Here is a 15,022-nt window from a genome sequence, read left to right on the forward strand (position 1 = left end):
GTCAGAGCTTCAGGCCATTGATCATCCCTGCCACGTTGCTGGTGACCTCCTGGATCGACGGTGCGATCGAGGTGGAGGCCAGGTAGAAGCCGAGGAGCGCACAGATGATCGCATGGGCCAGTTTCAGGCCGGACCGGCGGACCAGGACCACCACGATGACCAGCATCAGCACGGCTGCGGAGACGGACAAAGCCATGACGGCTCACACCCCTTCTCGGGTGCGCCGCCCGGGGCGGGCGGCGGGTCGTGCGGGACGGGCTCTCGATCCGGGGCCGGGAGGGAACAGGACGGTCCGGCTCCGTATCGCGATGAGCAACACATACCCGATCGGTGATGCCGGTATTACGTACCGTGAGGTCTCGAACGGCGGCGCGAGGGTGCTCCGGACGGCCGAACGGCCGGTGGGACGGGGTGTTCCGGGCTTTCCGGAGCGATCGGTGGACGCTGCTCCGAACGAGTGATCACCACTCCGGGCAGGCCGTAGGGTCGGGTGCCATGACCACCGAGACCCCTGCGGACACCTTCCCGAGGCAGTACGCGCGCACCCAGCGCTACACCGTCGGCGCCCCCCGCTCGTTCGCCGTCGCACCCGACGGCGAACGGGTCGTCTTCCTCCGCTCCGGCTCCGGCCGCGACCGCGCCAACCGGCTCTGGACCCTCGACCCCGCCACCGGTGCCGAGCAGGTCGCCGCCGACCCCGCCGAGCTGCTCGGCGGTGGCGAGGAGCACCTCTCCGCGGCCGAGCGGGCCCGCCGCGAGCGCAGCCGCGAGGGCTCCGCCGGGATCGTCGGCTACGCCCTGGACGCCTCCGGCGCACTCGCCGCCTTCGCGCTCTCCGGCCGGCTGTTCGCCGCCGACCTCGCCGCCGGCACCGCCCGCGAACTGCCCGCCGAGGGCCCGCTGCTGGACCCCCGCCCGGCACCGGACGGCACCCTCGTCGCGTACGCCACCACCGCCGGGGCCCTGCGGGTCACCCGCACCGACGGCGGCGGCGACCGCGCCCTCGCCGAGCCCGGGGCCGACGGGGTGACCTGGGGTCAGGCCGAGTTCGCCGCCCAGGAGGAGATGGGCCGCGACCGCGGCTTCTGGTGGTCGCCCGACAGCCGCCGGCTGCTCGCCGCCCGGGTCGACGACACCCCCGTCCGCCGCTGGTGGATCGCCGACCCGGCCAACCCCGCCACCGCCCCCGCCGAGGTCGCCTACCCGGCCGCCGGCACCCCCAACGCCGAGGTCGGCCTGTGGCTGGTCGACCTGGACGGCACCCGCACCGAGGTGGTCTGGGACCGCGAGGCCTTCCCGTACCTCGCCCGGGTGCACTGGTCGGCCGGCGGCCCGCCGCTGCTGCTCGTCCAGGCCCGCGACCAGCGCAGCCAGCAGATCCGCACCGTCGACACCGCCGACGGCAGCACCGCTCTGCTGGTCGCCGAGGAGGACGACGCCTGGCTGGAGCTCCACGACGGCGTGCCCGCCTGGACCCCGGACGGCCGGCTGGTGCGGATCTCCGACGCCGGCGGCGCCCGCACCCTGCTGATCGGCGAACAGCCCGTCACCGACGCCGCGCTGCACGTCCGCTCGGTCTTCGCCGTCACCGCCGACGCGGTGTTGTTCACCGCCTCCGAGGGCGCCGCCGGCAGCGGCCGCCCGCCGGGCTGGACCGGCCTGTTCCGGGTCGGTGCGGACGGCACCGCCCCGTTCGGCCCGGACGGCGACGGCGCCTCGGCGGCCGTCCACGCCGGCGGCACCACCGTGCTCTCCACCGCCTCCCCGGACCGCCCGGGCACCCTCGTCCAGGTGCTGGTGGACGGCAAGGCCGTCGCCACCGTCGGCTCGCACGCCGAGACACCGCTGCTCACCGCCACCCCCGCCTTCCGGTTCGCCGGCGAGCGGCGCATCCCGGCCGCCGTCCTGCTGCCCACCGGCTACGACCGCGCCCGCGACGGGCTGCTGCCCGTGCTGATGGACCCGTACGGCGGCCCGCACGGGCAGCGCGTCGTGCAGGCGCACAACCCGTTCCTCACCTCGCAGTGGTTCGCCGACCAGGGCTTCGCCGTGGTCGTCGCGGACGGCCGCGGCACCCCCGGGCGCAGCCCCGCCTGGGAGAAGGCGATCCGCCACGACTTCGCCGGGATCACCCTGGACGACCAGGTGCACGCGCTGCACGCACTCGCCGAGGAGTTCCCGCTCGACCTCGCCCGGGTCGCGATCCGCGGCTGGTCGTACGGCGGCTACCTGTCCGCCCTCGCGGTGCTGCGCCGCCCGGACGTCTTCCACGCAGCCGTCGCCGGCGCCCCGGTCACCGACTGGCGGCTGTACGACACCCACTACACCGAGCGCTACCTCGGCCACCCCGAGGAGCACCCGGAGGTGTACGACGCCAACTCGCTGATCGAGGACGCGCCCGAGCTGGAGCGGCCGCTGATGGTCGTCCACGGCCTGGCCGACGACAACGTGGTGGCCGCGCACACCCTGCGGCTGTCCTCCGCGCTGCTGGCCGCCGGCCGGCCGCACACCGTGCTGCCGCTCTCCGGGGTCACCCACATGACCCCGCAGGAGCAGGTCGCGGAGAACCTGCTGCTGCTCCAGGTCGACTTCCTGAAGCGTTCGCTCGGGCTCTGACCTGCACTCGTGTCCTCGGCATGACATCCGTCATGCCGAGGACACGACGGCCCGCACTGCCGCCCGCACCCCCGCCCGCGCGAGCCTGGGGACGTCGGAGCGAGGCGTCGAGAGGACGGCAGGCGATGGGTACGGGCACGGGGGAGGTCGCGGCCTTCCGGAACGCGAGCAAGAGCTACGGCCGGGTCAGGGCGGTGGACGGGCTGGACCTCGTCCTGCGGCCGGGCGAGACGGTCGCACTGCTCGGGCCGAACGGCGCGGGCAAGTCCAGCAGCCTCGACCTGCTGCTCGGCCTGCGCGAGCCCGACAGCGGCAGCGTCGAGCTCTTCGGCGGCCCGCCGCGCGCCGCGATCGAGGCCGGCCGGGTCGGCGCGATGCTGCAGAGCGGCGGCCTGATGACCGAGGTGAAGGTCCGCGAACTGGTCGCCCTCGCCTGCCGCATCCACCCGCGCGGCCACGCCGCGGACGCCGTGCTGGCCGAGGCCGGCATCGAGGAGATCGCCGACCGCCGGGTCGACAGGCTCTCCGGCGGCCAGGAGCAGCGGGTCCGCTTCGCGCTCGCGGTGGCCGGCGCCAACGACCTGATCGTCCTGGACGAGCCCACCACCGGCATGGACGTCTCCGTCCGGCAGGCCTTCTGGTCGACGATGCGGGCCCAGGCCGCGGCCGGCCGCACCGTGCTCTTCGCCACCCACTACCTGGAGGAGGCCGACTCGGTCGCCGACCGGGTGCTGGTGCTGCACAAGGGCCGGCTGATCGCCGACGGCACCTCCGCCGAGATCAAGGCCCGGGCCGGCGCCCGCCGGATCGGCTTCGAGCTGCACCCGGAGGACGGCCCCGCCGACGAGTCCCTGCTGCGCGCCCTGCCCGGCGTCGCCGCCCTGGAGCTCGGCGGCCGGACGGGCGGGGTGCGCACCGTGCGCATCCGCGCCACCGACGCCGACGCCTGCGTGGCCGCCGTCTACCGCGCCGGGCTGCACCCGCGCGGTCTGGAGGTCACCGGCCTCGGCCTGGAGCAGGCCTTCCTGACCATCACCGAGCGGGCCGCCCTGGACGAGGCACCCGCCCCCGCGAAGGAGAACGCGCGATGACCACCCTGATCCGGCTGGAGATCCTGCGCACCCTGCGCAACAAGCGGTACGTGCTGTTCACCGTGCTCTACCCGGCGCTGCTGTACGTCTTCTTCATCAGCGCGTACGGCGGCGGCGACGTGGCCGGCGGGGTCCCGGCGAAGGCGTACTTCATGGTGTCGATGGCCACCTTCGGGGCGGTCGGCGCGGTGCTGACCGGTTCGGCGCAGCGGATCTCGCTGGAGCGCCGCAGCGGCTGGGTGCGGCAGCTGCGGCTGACCGCGCTGCCCGGCCGGGCCTACACCCTCGGCAAGATCGCCGCGTGCGCGGTGACCACGCTGCCGGCGATCCTGGTGGTCTTCGCGATCGGCGCGGTCGAGGGCGTCCGGCTGTCGGCCGGGCAGTGGCTCGGCCTGGCGGCGGTGCTGTGGCTGGGCAGCTTCGTCTTCGCGGCGCTCGGGGTGGCGCTCGGCTGCGCGGCCCCGCCGGACGCCGTCCAGCCCGTGGTCATGATCGTCTACATGCTGATGGCGCTGCTCGGCGGCACCTGGTTCCCGGTCGGCGACTCGCTGGAGGCCGTCGCCCGCTTCGACCCGGTCTACCTGTACAACCGGCTGGCCTCCTTCGTGCAGCCCGGGCACGGGGTGGACACCGCGGCGGTCGGCGGGCTGGCAGCCTTCCTGGTCCTCTTCGTGGCCGCGGCGGCCGTCCTGTACCGCCGCGACACCCGCGCGGCATGATGGCCGACATGGTCGACCAGGACGTGCACGGCAGGCCGGCGGAGCCCGGCGTCTCCTTCCGGAACATCCCCGGGGCGAAGGTGGAGAGCCGGCGGCAGCTGCTGGTGAAGCTCTGCTGGATGTCGCTCTGGGCGATCTACCTGGTCTATCCGGTCAAGGACCTGCTGGACGGGCACCACGGCACCGCCGCGACCGCGCTCGGCTGGGCGGCGCTCGCCGTCTACCTGACCTGCTACCTGTCGCTGGTGGCCCTCCGCTCGACCAGGCCGGCCGGCTGGCAGGGCCACTACGTGATCGCCGCGGTGATGGTGGTGCTCGCGGTCACCACCTCCTTCGCGCTCGGCGAGGCCTGGCTGACCCTGTTCACCTACGCCTCGGTGTGCATCGCGGTGGTGCTGCCCGCCCGGTTCAGCGTGGCCGGCGTGGCCGCGGCCACCGTGCTGGCCCTGGTGGTCGGCCTGCTGGTGCACGCCGACCACGACACGCTGGTCGCGATCGTGGTGCCGTGCTTCCTCTCCGGGCTCGCGATGACCGGCCTGCAGCGGCTGATCTCCACCATGCAGGAACTGCGCGAGGCCAGGGCCGCGGTGGCCCACCTGGCCGCCTCCGAGGAGCGGCTGCGGCTCGCCCGCGACCTGCACGACCTGCTCGGCCACTCGCTGTCCCTGATCACCATCAAGAGCGAGCTCGCCGGACGGTTCATGGACGCCGGCAAGCAGGACGAGGCGCGCGGCCAGGTCGCCGACATCGAGAGCGTCGCCCGGCAGTCGCTGATCGACGTCCGGGAGGCGGTCAGCGGCTTCCGCCGACCCACCCTGCCGGTCGAACTCGCCGCCGCCCGCACGGCGCTGACCACCGCGAGGATCACCCTGGAGGCCGCCCCCGGCCTGACCGACGCCCGCCCCGGCCTGGACGGCGAGGAGGCCGGTGCGCTCGCCTGGGCGCTGCGCGAGGCCGTCACCAACATCGTCCGGCACGGCACCGACGCCACCGCCTGCACCGTGACCATGGACGAGGCCTGGGAGGACGACGGCCGGCGGTACGCCGTCCTGGAGGTCGCCGACGACGGCCGCGGCCCCGGCAAGTCCGGCCCCGGCAACGGGCTCTCCGGCCTCGCCGAGCGGCTCGCCCTGGTCGGCGGCCGGCTGGAGACCGGTCCCGGCCCGCGCGGCCGCGGCTTCCGGCTCCGGGCGTCCGTCCCGCTGCGGGCCGTCCCCGCGGCGGCCGGGGCCGATAGTGTGCGCGAATGATTCGCGTGCTGCTGGCCGAGGACCAGGGGATGGTGCGGGAGGCGCTCGCCGCCCTGCTGGGCCTCGAAGGGGACATCGAGGTGGTCGCCCAGGTCGGGCGGGGCGACGAGGTCGTGGACGCGGCCGCCGCCCACGAGGTGGACGTCGCCGTGCTGGACATCGAGATGCCCGGGATGACCGGCATCGAGGCCGCCGGGGAGCTGCGCAGACGCCGCCCGGACACCAAGGTGGTGATCGCCACCACCTTCGGCCGGCCGGGCTACCTGCGGCGGGCCATGGAACTCGGCGCGGACGCCTTCCTGGTGAAGGACGCCCCGGCCGCCGAACTGGCCGAGGCGATCCGCCGGGTGCTGCGCGGCGAGCGGGTCATCGACCCGACGCTGGCCGCCGCCGCCCTCGCCGAGGGCGCCAACCCGCTGACCGGGCGGGAGCTCGACGTGCTGGCCGCCGCGGCCGACGGCTCGGTCAACGCGGACATCGCCAAGCGGCTGCACCTGTCCGAGGGCACCGTCCGCAACTACCTGTCGATGGCGATCCAGAAGACCGGCGCCCGCAACCGGGCCGAGGCCGTGCGGGTCGCCAGGGAGAAGGGCTGGCTGTGAACGAGCGGTGGCCCGGCCTCAGTTGAGCCGGTGCCGGGCCGCCCTCGCGTCCTGCCTGGCCTTCGCCGCGGACTCCGGGTCGAAGGCGTCCAGAATCCGCGCGTACTCCTCCATCTCCCGTGCGCCGGCCAGGAAGTCACCGGTGCGGACGAGGAGTTCGGCGCGCTCCAGGCGCAGCTGCGCCGGGTGCCGGGGGAGCAGCAGGGCGAGTTCGGTGGCCCACAGCTGGGTGCGGGCGTGCTCGGGCCGGTCCGCGGCCCAGCTGCGGATGTTGCCGAGCACCCGCAGCACGATGTCCAGCGGCTGTGCGGGGGTGAGGAGTTCGGGCGTAAAGGTGTGCCCGGCGGCGGTGACCAGCGCGGCCGTGTCGTCGAGGTCGAGCAGCCGCCCGCCGTGGAACGGGTCGGCGAGCACGTAGTCGTTCCCGCCGGCCGGGCCGCCGACCGCGACGATGAAGTGGCCCGGCAGCGCGATCCCGTGCACCGTGATGCCGGCCCGCGCGGCGACGCCGATCCAGACCAGCGAGAGCATGATCGGCAGGCCGCGGCGCCGGCGCAGCACCTCGGGCAGCAGCGAGGACTCCAGCCGCCGGTAGTCCGCCTTGCGGCCGTGGAAGCGTTCCCGGCCGCCGAGCACCGCTGCCAGCAGCGCCGCCGTCTCCTCCGGCCCGGCCGGCCGGCGCTCGGCCACCGCCTTGCGGACGGCGGCCGCATGCCGGTCCAGGGCGGCCTGGCAGCCGGTGAGCAGCTCGTCCAGGGTGGGCGGCGGCGCCGGGTCGCCGGGTGTGCTGCCGAGCGGGTGCTCGGCGGCCGCGAGCAGGCACAGCAGCACTGGATCGGGGCGCTCGGCCCGGGCCTCGGTGCGGAAGCGGGTTCTGCTCTGCTCGGTCACAGCAGCCTTCGTCGGTACAGAAGTGGCGAGGTGAACGCTACCGCTCGGGAAGCCGGGCGTAGTGGTAAGTGTGACTTGTGGTGAAGCCCAGCCGGTCGTAGAGGGCGATGGCGCCGCCGTTCTCCGCCTCGACCTGCAGGTACGCGCCGGTCGCCCCCTCCTCGGCGGCCCGTGCGGCCAGGACGGCCATCACCGTGGTGGCCAGCCCCGAGCGGCGGGCCTCCGGGTCGACCTCTATGGCGCCGAAGCAGGCCCACGGCCCGTCGACGGCCAGCCGGCCGATCGCCAGCGGGGCGCCGCCCGCCGGGCCGGGCACGGTGGCGAACCAGACCGAGGGGCCGCCGTGCAGCACCCGGGCGGCGGCGCGCTCGACCGCGGTGTCGGCGCTCACCCGGCGGTAGCGGGACATCCAGCGGGCGTCCGCGGTGCGCGACAGCCGGACGCGCTCGTGGCCGGCGGCGGCCCGGGCGAGCGGGGCCAGCGGCGCGGTGCGCACCAGGGTCTCGGCGTACCCGGCGCCGAGCCGGTCGAGCTCGGCGGCGAGGTCGGCCGGCGAGCCCGGCCGGACCACCTCGACGTAGGCGGGCAGCCCGCGCGCCGCGTACCAGTCGCGGATCTCCTCCAGGGCCTGCGGCAGCGGGCGTCCGGGGTCGCCGAGCGCCTGGACGGAGTTGGCCCGCCGGGTGAAGCCCGCGGAGGCGCGGAGCACCCACTCGCCCATCGGCTCCTGTTCGACGGCGGGCCAGCTGCGGGCGGCGATCCGCTGGAGCGAGACCGGGTCGGTCTCCGGCATCGGGACTCGCCGGGCCGGGAAGGGCGGCACCGGCTTGCCCGCGACCAGCAGGTCCTCGGCGAACACCACGGGCTCGCCGCTGCGCGGCACCACGGCGATGCCCTCGTCGTCCCAGGATGCGAGCACGCCGATCACATCGCGGAACACCGGACGGCCCTCGACCAGCTCCGACACGCGTCGCACGGACACGCGTCGTCCCACGTCAGAGCGGTCGAGCCGGACCTCCGGACGGTCCGTCGCGGGGGCTCTGTCCGCCATCGAGGGCACCTCCTGTGCATTTGCGGTCTCCGACCCGCGATACTAGGGGCGGGCATCGACGACGCCGCGCTCACCCGCGCACGCAAGCAAACAGTTTGGGCCGCCAGCCCTTCCGAGGAGGAACGACAGCGTGACCTACGTCATCGCGCAGCCTTGTGTCGACGTCAAGGACAAGGCGTGCATCGAAGAGTGCCCGGTTGACTGCATCTACGAGGGGGAGCGCTCCCTCTACATCCACCCGGATGAGTGTGTCGACTGCGGCGCGTGCGAGCCGGTCTGCCCGGTCGAGGCGATCTTCTACGAGGACGACACTCCGGAGGAGTGGAAGGACTACTACAAGGCGAACGTCGAGTTCTTCGACGACCTCGGTTCGCCCGGTGGTGCCTCGAAGCTCGGCCTGATCGAGAAGGACCACCCGTTCATCGCGGCCCTGCCGCCGCAGAACGCCGACCACTGACGACACTGATCGGTGACAACTGAGTCGTGAGCACCCATCACACCGCGCGCGCGCCGTTCCCGGGACACCCGGGGGCGGCGCGCCGCGTATCCGAGCTGCTGCCGGTCTTCCCGTGGGACCGGCTGGAGCCGTACAAGCGGACCGCCCTCGCGCACCCCGGCGGGCTGTGCGACTTCTCGGTCGGCACCCCGGTCGACCCGGTGCCCGAGCTGATCCAGAAGGCGCTGGCCGCCAGCACCGACACCCCGGGCTATCCGACCGTCTGGGGCCCGCTGGAGCTGCGCGAGGCGATCGCCGGCTGGCTGAACCGCCGCTGCGGCGCGCAGATCGGCCCGCAGGCGGTGCTGCCGACCGTCGGCTCCAAGGAACTGGTGGCCTGGCTGCCCGGCCAGCTCGGCCTCGGCCCCGGCGACCAGGTCGCCTACCCGCGCCTGGCGTATCCGACGTACGAGGTGGGGGCGCGGCTCTGCGGCGCCGAGCCGGTGGCCTACGACGACGTCGCCGAGCTCGACGGCTCCCGGGTGCGGCTGCTCTGGCTGAACTCGCCGTCCAACCCGACCGGCCGGGTGCTCGGTGCGGACGCGCTGCGCCGCGCGGTCGCCTGGGCCCGCGAGCACGGCGCGCTGCTGGTCAGCGACGAGTGCTACCTGGAGCTCGGCTGGGAGGCCGAGCCGGTGTCGGTGCTGCACCCCGAGGTGTGCGGCGGCTCGCACGAGGGCCTGCTGGCCGTCCACTCGCTCTCCAAGCGGTCCAACCTGGCCGGCTACCGCGCCTCCTTCGTGGCGGGCGACGAGGTGGTCGTCCGGGAGCTGCTGGAGATCCGCAAGCACGGCGGCATGATCGTGCCCGCGCCGGTGCAGGCGGCCACCGCGGCCGCGCTCGCCGACGACGCGCACGTGGCCGAGCAGCGGGCCCGGTACGCGGCCCGGCGCGCCGCACTGCGCGGCGCCCTGGAGGCGTACGGCTTCACCATCGAGCACTCCGAGGCCAGCCTCTACCTGTGGGCGACCCGGGGCCGGCCGTGCTGGGAGACGGTGGCCGAGCTCGCGGAGCTGGGCATCCTGGTGGCGCCCGGGGACTTCTACGGGCCGGCCGGCGAGCAGCACGTGCGGGTGGCGTTCACCGCCACCGACGAGCGGGTCGCCGCCGCCGTGGAGCGCCTCGGCGGCTGACTCCCCTGCGACGTACGAAGGGCCGGCCCCCGAGCGGGGGTCGGCCCTTTTGCGTGCGGCGGGGCCGCGGTCAGCCGATGCCGCCGCCGCCGATGCCGCCGAGCAGGCCGCCGAGCGGGGTGCCGCCGAGGACGCCGCCGAGCGGAGTGCTGCCGAGCAGGTCGGCCGGGTTGGAGCCCAGCGAGGGCACGCCGCCGAGGCGGTTGGCCGCGGCCGGGGAGCCGGTCAGGGTGCCCAGGGTGTCCGCGCCGGGCAGCGCCTGCGGGATGCCGCCGGTGGGCAGGGCACTGGTCAGGGTGCTCGTGGGCAGGCCGCTGGTGGGCAGGGCGCCGGTGACGGTGGAGAGCGGGGAGGAGCCGGCGCGCGTGCTGCGGGTGCCGGGTACCGCGGGCAGCACCTTCTCGGCCACCGCCGGGCCCGCCTTGTCGACCACGGCGGGCGCCACCCGGCCGGCCACGGTGGTGAGGGCACCGGTGACGGCGGCGGTCTTGCCGGCCGTGTTGCTGACCGGGCCGAGGGCCTTGTCGGCGTCGGGCAGGGCGGAGGCCACGGTGTGGCCGGCGGCGTCGCTCGCGGCCGGGACGCCGGTGGCGACGGTGGCGGCACCGGTGGCGCCGGCGGACTGGCCGAGCTCGTGGGCGGCGCCCTGCACGGTGTCGGAGGGGGAGTCGAGCTGGGTCAGGCCGGATCCCAGGTCGGTCCCCTGCGGCACCAGGTCGGCGGCCGAGGCGGAGCCGGCCGCGATCAGGGGGGTCGCGCCGGCCGCGACGAGCAGTGCGGCCTGGGCGATCCGGCGCGTGAGGGGGTGAGACATGGTGCTCCTAAGGCGAGAGGACATGGCCGTCCGGCGGGCGGACGACGTGAATACCGCTCGGGAGCCGGGAAGGTTTCGCCCTGCGAAGGTAAAGGGCAGGCAAAGATCGGACGATCCTCTTTCTGGCATTCCGGACATCGCGTCCCTCGCCGGGGTGACCCGGGAACCGTCACTCCCCTTGCCGCGCCGGGCCGCGGCCGCACTCCGGCCGGTGCGGGCGGCGCGTCCGCCCGGATGTGTGCGGAGTCCACCCGGGGTTGACCGGTGTCACCCGCCGGGTCGACGCCCGCTCACGGGTTCGTCAACGTACCGTCACTTCGCGCGGCGGGCGCCGAGGGTGACCATCACCTGCGCCGAGGAGGAGCCCTCCGCCTTCGCCTGCCAGCCGTCCGAGGGCCGGTCGAAGCGCCACACCCGGCCGTCGTACGCCACCGCGCCGATACCGAGCTCCTGCGCGTGCGCCACCGCCCACTGGGCCACCGCCCAGCCGGACTGCCGCTGCCCCTCCGAGCCGGAGTCGGTCGACGCGGACGCCTGCGGGCCCAGCGCCAGCACCGTGCGCTCGTCCTCGGGCGCCTTCGCCGCCGGGGTCACCGACACCATCCGGCCGAACTCCCGGCGGACCCGCTCCGCGACGTCCACCGGGCGCTGTGCGGCACCCGAGGGCGAGGCGGACGGCGACGGCGAGGCCGAACCGGAGGCGGCGGCCGCCGCCGCAGGCTCCGCGAGGTCGTGCACCACGCAGTTCAGCGCGGCCGGCTCGCGGCCGGTCAGCGCGGAGGAGACCAGGGTCGCGTTCGACTCGTGCTTGGCGTACGCCTGCGGGTAGCCGCTCTTCTGCACCTGCTGGGCGGCGTCCGTCAGCGGCATCCGGGCGTACCCCTGCACCTTCACCAGGCCGTCCAGGAACTTGTTGGTGGCGTACACCGGGTCCTTGATCTGCTCGACCGTGCCCCAGCCCTGCGACGGGCGCTGCTGGAACAGGCCCACCGAGTCGCGGTCGCCGCCGTCCAGGTTGTGGATCTTGGACTCCTGCATGGCCGTCGCCAGCGCGATCGTCACCGCCCGCTCGGGCAGGCCGCGGGACATCGCCACCGCGGTGATCGTCGAGGCGTTGGCGGCCTGCGCGAGGTCCAGCGTGCCGGTGCCGGCCGCCGTGGTGATCCGGCAGCCCTCCGGCGGCACGACCAGCTTCTCCCGGTTCAGGTACAGCACCAGCCCGGCGACCAGCGCCAGGGCCACCAGGCCGATCAGCATCCGGCGCAGCAGCCGCGGCCGCCGCCGGCGCGCCGACACCGCGGAGCCGACCGGTCCGCCCTCCGCCATCCCGGCCACCGCCGCCCCTCTCGCTCGCGTTCGCGCACACCGTACCCACTCGGACGGCCGTGCGGCACCGGTGGTTGCGTCACCCGCAGGAGCGGGGCGCCGCACCGATACGCTAAACCACCATGAGCAGCCCGAACACGTCCCTCGACCTTGCCCTCGACGGCGGCGCACTGACCGCCCGGCTGGTCGACATCCCGTCCGTCAGCGGAGACGAGCAGGCCCTCGCGGACGCCGTCGAGACCGCGCTGCGGGCCCTGCCCCACCTCGCCGTCGACCGGTACGGGAACAACGTCGTCGCCCGGACGAACCTCGGCCGCGCCGAGCGGGTGCTGCTCGCCGGCCACCTGGACACCGTGCCGATCGCCGACAACGTCCCGTCCTACGTCGAGGGCGACCTGCTCTACGGCTGCGGCACCTCCGACATGAAGGCCGGCGTCGCCGTCCAGCTGCGGCTCGCCGCCACCCTCGCCGAGCCCAACCGCGACCTGACCTTCGTCTTCTACGACTGCGAGGAGATCGAGGCCTCCCGCAACGGCCTCGGCCACCTCGCCAAGGAGCGCCCCGACTGGCTGGCCGCCGACTTCGCGGTGCTCATGGAGCCCAGCGGCGCGGTCGTCGAGGGCGGCTGCCAGGGCACCCTGCGCGCCGAGATCGTGCTCACCGGCACCCGCGCCCACTCCGCCCGCAGCTGGCTCGGCGACAACGCCATCCACAAGGCCGTCGAGGTGCTGGGCCGGCTCTCCGCCTACGAGCCGCGGCGGGTGCTGATCGACGGTCTGGAGTACCGCGAGGGCCTGAACGCCACCCGGATCGACGGCGGCGTCGCGGGCAACGTCATCCCCGACGAGTGCACCGTCCAGGTCAACTTCCGCTACGCGCCGGACCGCAGCGAGCAGCAGGCCGCCGACCACGTCCGCGAGGTGTTCGAGGGCTTCGAGATCCGCGTCACCGACACCGCACCCGGCGCGCTGCCCGGCCTCGACCGGCCCGCCGCCCGGGCCTTCCTGACGGCGGTCGGCGGCGAGCCGCGGGCCAAGTTCGGCTGGACGGACGTCGCCCGCTTCAGCGCGCTCGGCGTGCCCGCCGTCAACTACGGGCCGGGCGACCCCAACCTCGCCCACAAGCGCGACGAGCACTGCTCGCTGAGCGCGATCGCCGAGGTCGAGGAGCGGCTGCGCGCCTGGCTGACCGGCGCCTGACGTCCACCCTGCAGTCACCCGCCGTTCGCCGGATTCGGTGGACGGCGGGCGTAGGGTTTCGTCATGACAGGCACTGGAGACGTAAAGCACTACGGGCACGGTCCCGAAGAGGTCGACGCGCCCGCACCCAAGAAGCCCTGGCCCGAGAAGCAGAAGGGCCCGGTCCTGCTCCGCCGCGACCAGGTCGGCACGAGCACCACCGACCAGCGTCTGCTGGACACCACCGGCCCGACCGACTGGCTGCACACCGACCCGTGGCGGGTCCTGCGGATCACCTCGGAGTTCGTCGAGGGCTTCGGCGCACTCGCCGAACTCCCGGCCGCCATCAGCGTCTTCGGTTCCGCCCGGACACCGGTCGACTCCACCGAGTACGCGACCGGCGTGGCCATCGGCCGGGCGCTGGCCGAGGCCGGCTACGCGGTCATCACCGGCGGCGGCCCCGGCGCCATGGAGGCCGCCAACCGGGGCGCCTCCGAGGCCGGCGGCCTCTCGGTCGGGCTCGGCATCGAGCTGCCCTTCGAACAGGGCCTCAACGAGTTCGTCGACCTGGGCCTGAACTTCCGCTACTTCTTCGTCCGCAAGACGATGTTCGTGAAGTACGCGCAGGGCTTCGTGGTCCTCCCCGGCGGCCTCGGCACCCTGGACGAGCTGTTCGAGGCGCTCACCCTGGTGCAGACCCGCAAGGTCACCAGGTTCCCGGTGATCCTCTTCGGCTCCGCCTACTGGGGCGGCCTGGTGGAGTGGCTGAAGAGCACCCTGATCGCCGAGGGCAAGGCCTCCCCGCAGGACCTCGACCTCTTCCACGTGGTGGACGAGGTGGACGAGGTGCTGAAGATCCTCGCGGAGACCCGCCGGCCGAACGGCAACCGGATCTGATCCGGGGCCGTCAGGCGAGCCCCCGGCGGGCGACCGCCGGGGGCCGGACGCCGCGGATCGAGGCGACCATGTCCAGCACCTGGCGGGTCTCGGCGACCTGGTGCACCCGGTACACCTGCGCACCGAGCCAGGCGGACACCGCGGTGGTGGCCAGGGTGCCGAGCAGCCGCTCGTCGACCGGGCGGTCCAGCGTCTCGCCGACGAAGTCCTTGTTGGAGAGCGAGACCAGCACCGGGAAGCCGGTCGCGGTCATCTCCGGCAGCCGCCGGGTGGCCTCCAGCGAGTGCCGGGTGTTCTTGCCGAAGTCGTGGCCCGGGTCGATGACCACCGCGTCCCGCCGCACCCCCAGCGCCACCGCCCGCTCGGCGAGGCCGAGGGTGACCCGCAGGATGTCGGCCATCACGTCCTCGTACCCGACCCGGTGCGGGCGGGTGCGCGGCTGGGCGCCGCCCGCGTGGGTGCAGACCAGCCCCGCGTCGTACCGGGCGGCCACCTCGGCGAGCTTCGGGTCCACCCCGCCCCAGGCGTCGTTCAGCAGGTCGGCGCCGGCCTCGCAGACCGCCTCGCCGACCTCGTGCCGCCAGGTGTCCACGCTGATCACCGCGTCCGGGTGGCGCTTGCGCAGCTCCGCCACGAACGGCACCGTGCGGCGCAGCTCCTCCTCGACGGTGACCTCCTCGCCCGGGCCGGCCTTGACCCCGCCGATGTCGAGGATCGCCGCGCCGTCGGCCATCGCGCGGTCCGCCGCGGCGAAGGCGGCCTCGTCGGCGAAGGTGGCGCCGCGGTCGAAGAAGGAGTCCGGAGTGCGGTTGACGATCGCCATGATCACCAGCTCGTCGTCGCCGAACTCACGCGGGCCAAGGCGCAGTGCCACCGCAATCTCCTCCACAGCTCGCCCGGGTGCAATGATGGGCCCCGGCCTGTCCGGGGACCATGATCCCACCATTGCCGGAGGCGG

General features: G+C 74.6%; 15 protein-coding genes. 9 read left to right on the forward strand and 6 right to left on the reverse strand.

The features are described 5' to 3' along the window. Position 1: 1 nt before the first annotated feature. A complete protein-coding gene (locus ACQ614_RS22090) occupies positions 2-196 on the reverse strand; it encodes a DUF2304 family protein (protein ID WP_030275935.1) in 195 nt (64 codons plus the stop codon). Positions 197-495: 299 nt separating this feature from the next. On the opposite strand from ACQ614_RS22090, the gene ACQ614_RS22095 reads away from it, so the two are divergent. The 5 genes from ACQ614_RS22095 to ACQ614_RS22115 all read left to right on the forward strand — a co-directional run bounded on the left by ACQ614_RS22095 (position 496) and on the right by ACQ614_RS22115 (position 6,278). Next, positions 496-2,616, forward strand: a complete 2,121-nt coding sequence (locus ACQ614_RS22095) for a prolyl oligopeptidase family serine peptidase (RefSeq protein WP_431680281.1) — start codon at positions 496-498, stop codon at positions 2,614-2,616. A 125-nt stretch (positions 2,617-2,741) separates the two neighbouring features. Further along, positions 2,742-3,707 carry an ABC transporter ATP-binding protein gene (locus tag ACQ614_RS22100; RefSeq protein ID WP_431680282.1) on the forward strand — a complete coding sequence of 322 codons (966 nt, stop codon included), beginning with the start codon at positions 2,742-2,744 and terminating at the stop codon, positions 3,705-3,707. Further along, positions 3,704-4,426, forward strand: a complete 723-nt coding sequence (locus tag ACQ614_RS22105) for an ABC transporter permease (RefSeq protein ID WP_431680283.1) — start codon at positions 3,704-3,706, stop codon at positions 4,424-4,426. Before ACQ614_RS22100 ends, ACQ614_RS22105 begins: the two co-directional genes overlap by 4 nt. 8 nt (positions 4,427-4,434) lie before the next feature. After that, positions 4,435-5,676 (forward strand): sensor histidine kinase, encoded by a 1,242-nt coding sequence (locus ACQ614_RS22110; RefSeq protein WP_431680284.1) that lies wholly within the window; start codon positions 4,435-4,437, stop codon positions 5,674-5,676. Continuing rightward, a complete protein-coding gene (locus ACQ614_RS22115) occupies positions 5,673-6,278 on the forward strand; it encodes a response regulator (RefSeq protein WP_431680285.1) in 606 nt (201 codons plus the stop codon). Before ACQ614_RS22110 ends, ACQ614_RS22115 begins: the two co-directional genes overlap by 4 nt. An 18-nt stretch (positions 6,279-6,296) precedes the next feature. On the opposite strand, the gene ACQ614_RS22120 is transcribed toward ACQ614_RS22115, so the two are convergent. Continuing rightward, a complete protein-coding gene (locus tag ACQ614_RS22120; RefSeq protein WP_431680286.1) occupies positions 6,297-7,169 on the reverse strand; it encodes a transglutaminase family protein in 873 nt (290 codons plus the stop codon). A gap of 37 nt (positions 7,170-7,206) precedes the next feature. After that, entirely contained in the window at positions 7,207-8,220 is a 1,014-nt protein-coding gene (locus tag ACQ614_RS22125; RefSeq protein ID WP_431680287.1) for a GNAT family N-acetyltransferase, read from the reverse strand. Between the two features lie 130 nt (positions 8,221-8,350). Between ACQ614_RS22125 and fdxA the strand changes: the two genes are divergently transcribed. Together fdxA and dapC are read left to right on the forward strand one after the other, a co-directional pair. Next, positions 8,351-8,677: a ferredoxin gene (gene fdxA, locus ACQ614_RS22130; protein WP_030275917.1), complete on the forward strand. Its 327-nt coding sequence runs from the start codon at positions 8,351-8,353 to the stop codon at positions 8,675-8,677. Between the two features lie 26 nt (positions 8,678-8,703). Beyond that, on the forward strand, positions 8,704-9,849 hold the full coding sequence (gene dapC, locus ACQ614_RS22135; protein WP_431680288.1) for a succinyldiaminopimelate transaminase: 1,146 nt from the start codon (positions 8,704-8,706) through the stop codon (positions 9,847-9,849). Positions 9,850-9,919: 70 nt separating this feature from the next. Here dapC and ACQ614_RS22140 read toward each other — a convergent pair whose 3' ends face one another. Together ACQ614_RS22140 and ACQ614_RS22145 are read right to left on the reverse strand one after the other, a co-directional pair. Beyond that, on the reverse strand, positions 9,920-10,663 hold the full coding sequence (locus tag ACQ614_RS22140; protein ID WP_431680289.1) for a hypothetical protein: 744 nt from the start codon (positions 10,661-10,663) through the stop codon (positions 9,920-9,922). 312 nt (positions 10,664-10,975) lie between these two features. Next, positions 10,976-11,989: a hypothetical protein gene (locus ACQ614_RS22145; RefSeq protein ID WP_431680290.1), complete on the reverse strand. Its 1,014-nt coding sequence runs from the start codon at positions 11,987-11,989 to the stop codon at positions 10,976-10,978. 122 nt (positions 11,990-12,111) lie between these two features. On the opposite strand from ACQ614_RS22145, the gene dapE reads away from it, so the two are divergent. Beyond that, positions 12,112-13,188 (forward strand): succinyl-diaminopimelate desuccinylase, encoded by a 1,077-nt coding sequence (gene dapE / locus ACQ614_RS22150; RefSeq protein ID WP_431680291.1) that lies wholly within the window; start codon positions 12,112-12,114, stop codon positions 13,186-13,188. A gap of 63 nt (positions 13,189-13,251) precedes the next feature. Next, positions 13,252-14,064 (forward strand): TIGR00730 family Rossman fold protein, encoded by an 813-nt coding sequence (locus ACQ614_RS22155; protein WP_431680292.1) that lies wholly within the window; start codon positions 13,252-13,254, stop codon positions 14,062-14,064. 10 nt (positions 14,065-14,074) lie between these two features. Here ACQ614_RS22155 and folP read toward each other — a convergent pair whose 3' ends face one another. Next, complete coding sequence (gene folP, locus ACQ614_RS22160) at positions 14,075-14,887, reverse strand: dihydropteroate synthase (protein WP_431683987.1); 813 nt, start codon at positions 14,885-14,887, stop codon at positions 14,075-14,077. Positions 14,888-15,022: the final 135 nt, after the last annotated feature.

The organism is Kitasatospora dryopteridis (assembly GCF_050749075.1).
GTDB lineage: Bacteria > Actinomycetota > Actinomycetes > Streptomycetales > Streptomycetaceae > Kitasatospora.

Coding starts and splice junctions, on each gene's coding strand:
- ACQ614_RS22090 (WP_030275935.1), bottom strand. CDS start 196: ATGGCTTTGTCCGTCTCCGCAGCCGTGCTGATGCTGGTCATCGTGGTG.
- ACQ614_RS22095 (WP_431680281.1), top strand. CDS start 496: ATGACCACCGAGACCCCTGCGGACACCTTCCCGAGGCAGTACGCGCGC.
- ACQ614_RS22100 (WP_431680282.1), top strand. CDS start 2,742: ATGGGTACGGGCACGGGGGAGGTCGCGGCCTTCCGGAACGCGAGCAAG.
- ACQ614_RS22105 (WP_431680283.1), top strand. CDS start 3,704: ATGACCACCCTGATCCGGCTGGAGATCCTGCGCACCCTGCGCAACAAG.
- ACQ614_RS22110 (WP_431680284.1), top strand. CDS start 4,435: ATGGTCGACCAGGACGTGCACGGCAGGCCGGCGGAGCCCGGCGTCTCC.
- ACQ614_RS22115 (WP_431680285.1), top strand. CDS start 5,673: ATGATTCGCGTGCTGCTGGCCGAGGACCAGGGGATGGTGCGGGAGGCG.
- ACQ614_RS22125 (WP_431680287.1), bottom strand. CDS start 8,220: ATGGCGGACAGAGCCCCCGCGACGGACCGTCCGGAGGTCCGGCTCGAC.
- ACQ614_RS22140 (WP_431680289.1), bottom strand. CDS start 10,663: ATGTCTCACCCCCTCACGCGCCGGATCGCCCAGGCCGCACTGCTCGTC.
- ACQ614_RS22145 (WP_431680290.1), bottom strand. CDS start 11,989: ATGGCGGAGGGCGGACCGGTCGGCTCCGCGGTGTCGGCGCGCCGGCGG.
- dapE (WP_431680291.1), top strand. CDS start 12,112: ATGAGCAGCCCGAACACGTCCCTCGACCTTGCCCTCGACGGCGGCGCA.
- ACQ614_RS22155 (WP_431680292.1), top strand. CDS start 13,252: ATGACAGGCACTGGAGACGTAAAGCACTACGGGCACGGTCCCGAAGAG.
- folP (WP_431683987.1), bottom strand. CDS start 14,887: ATGGCGATCGTCAACCGCACTCCGGACTCCTTCTTCGACCGCGGCGCC.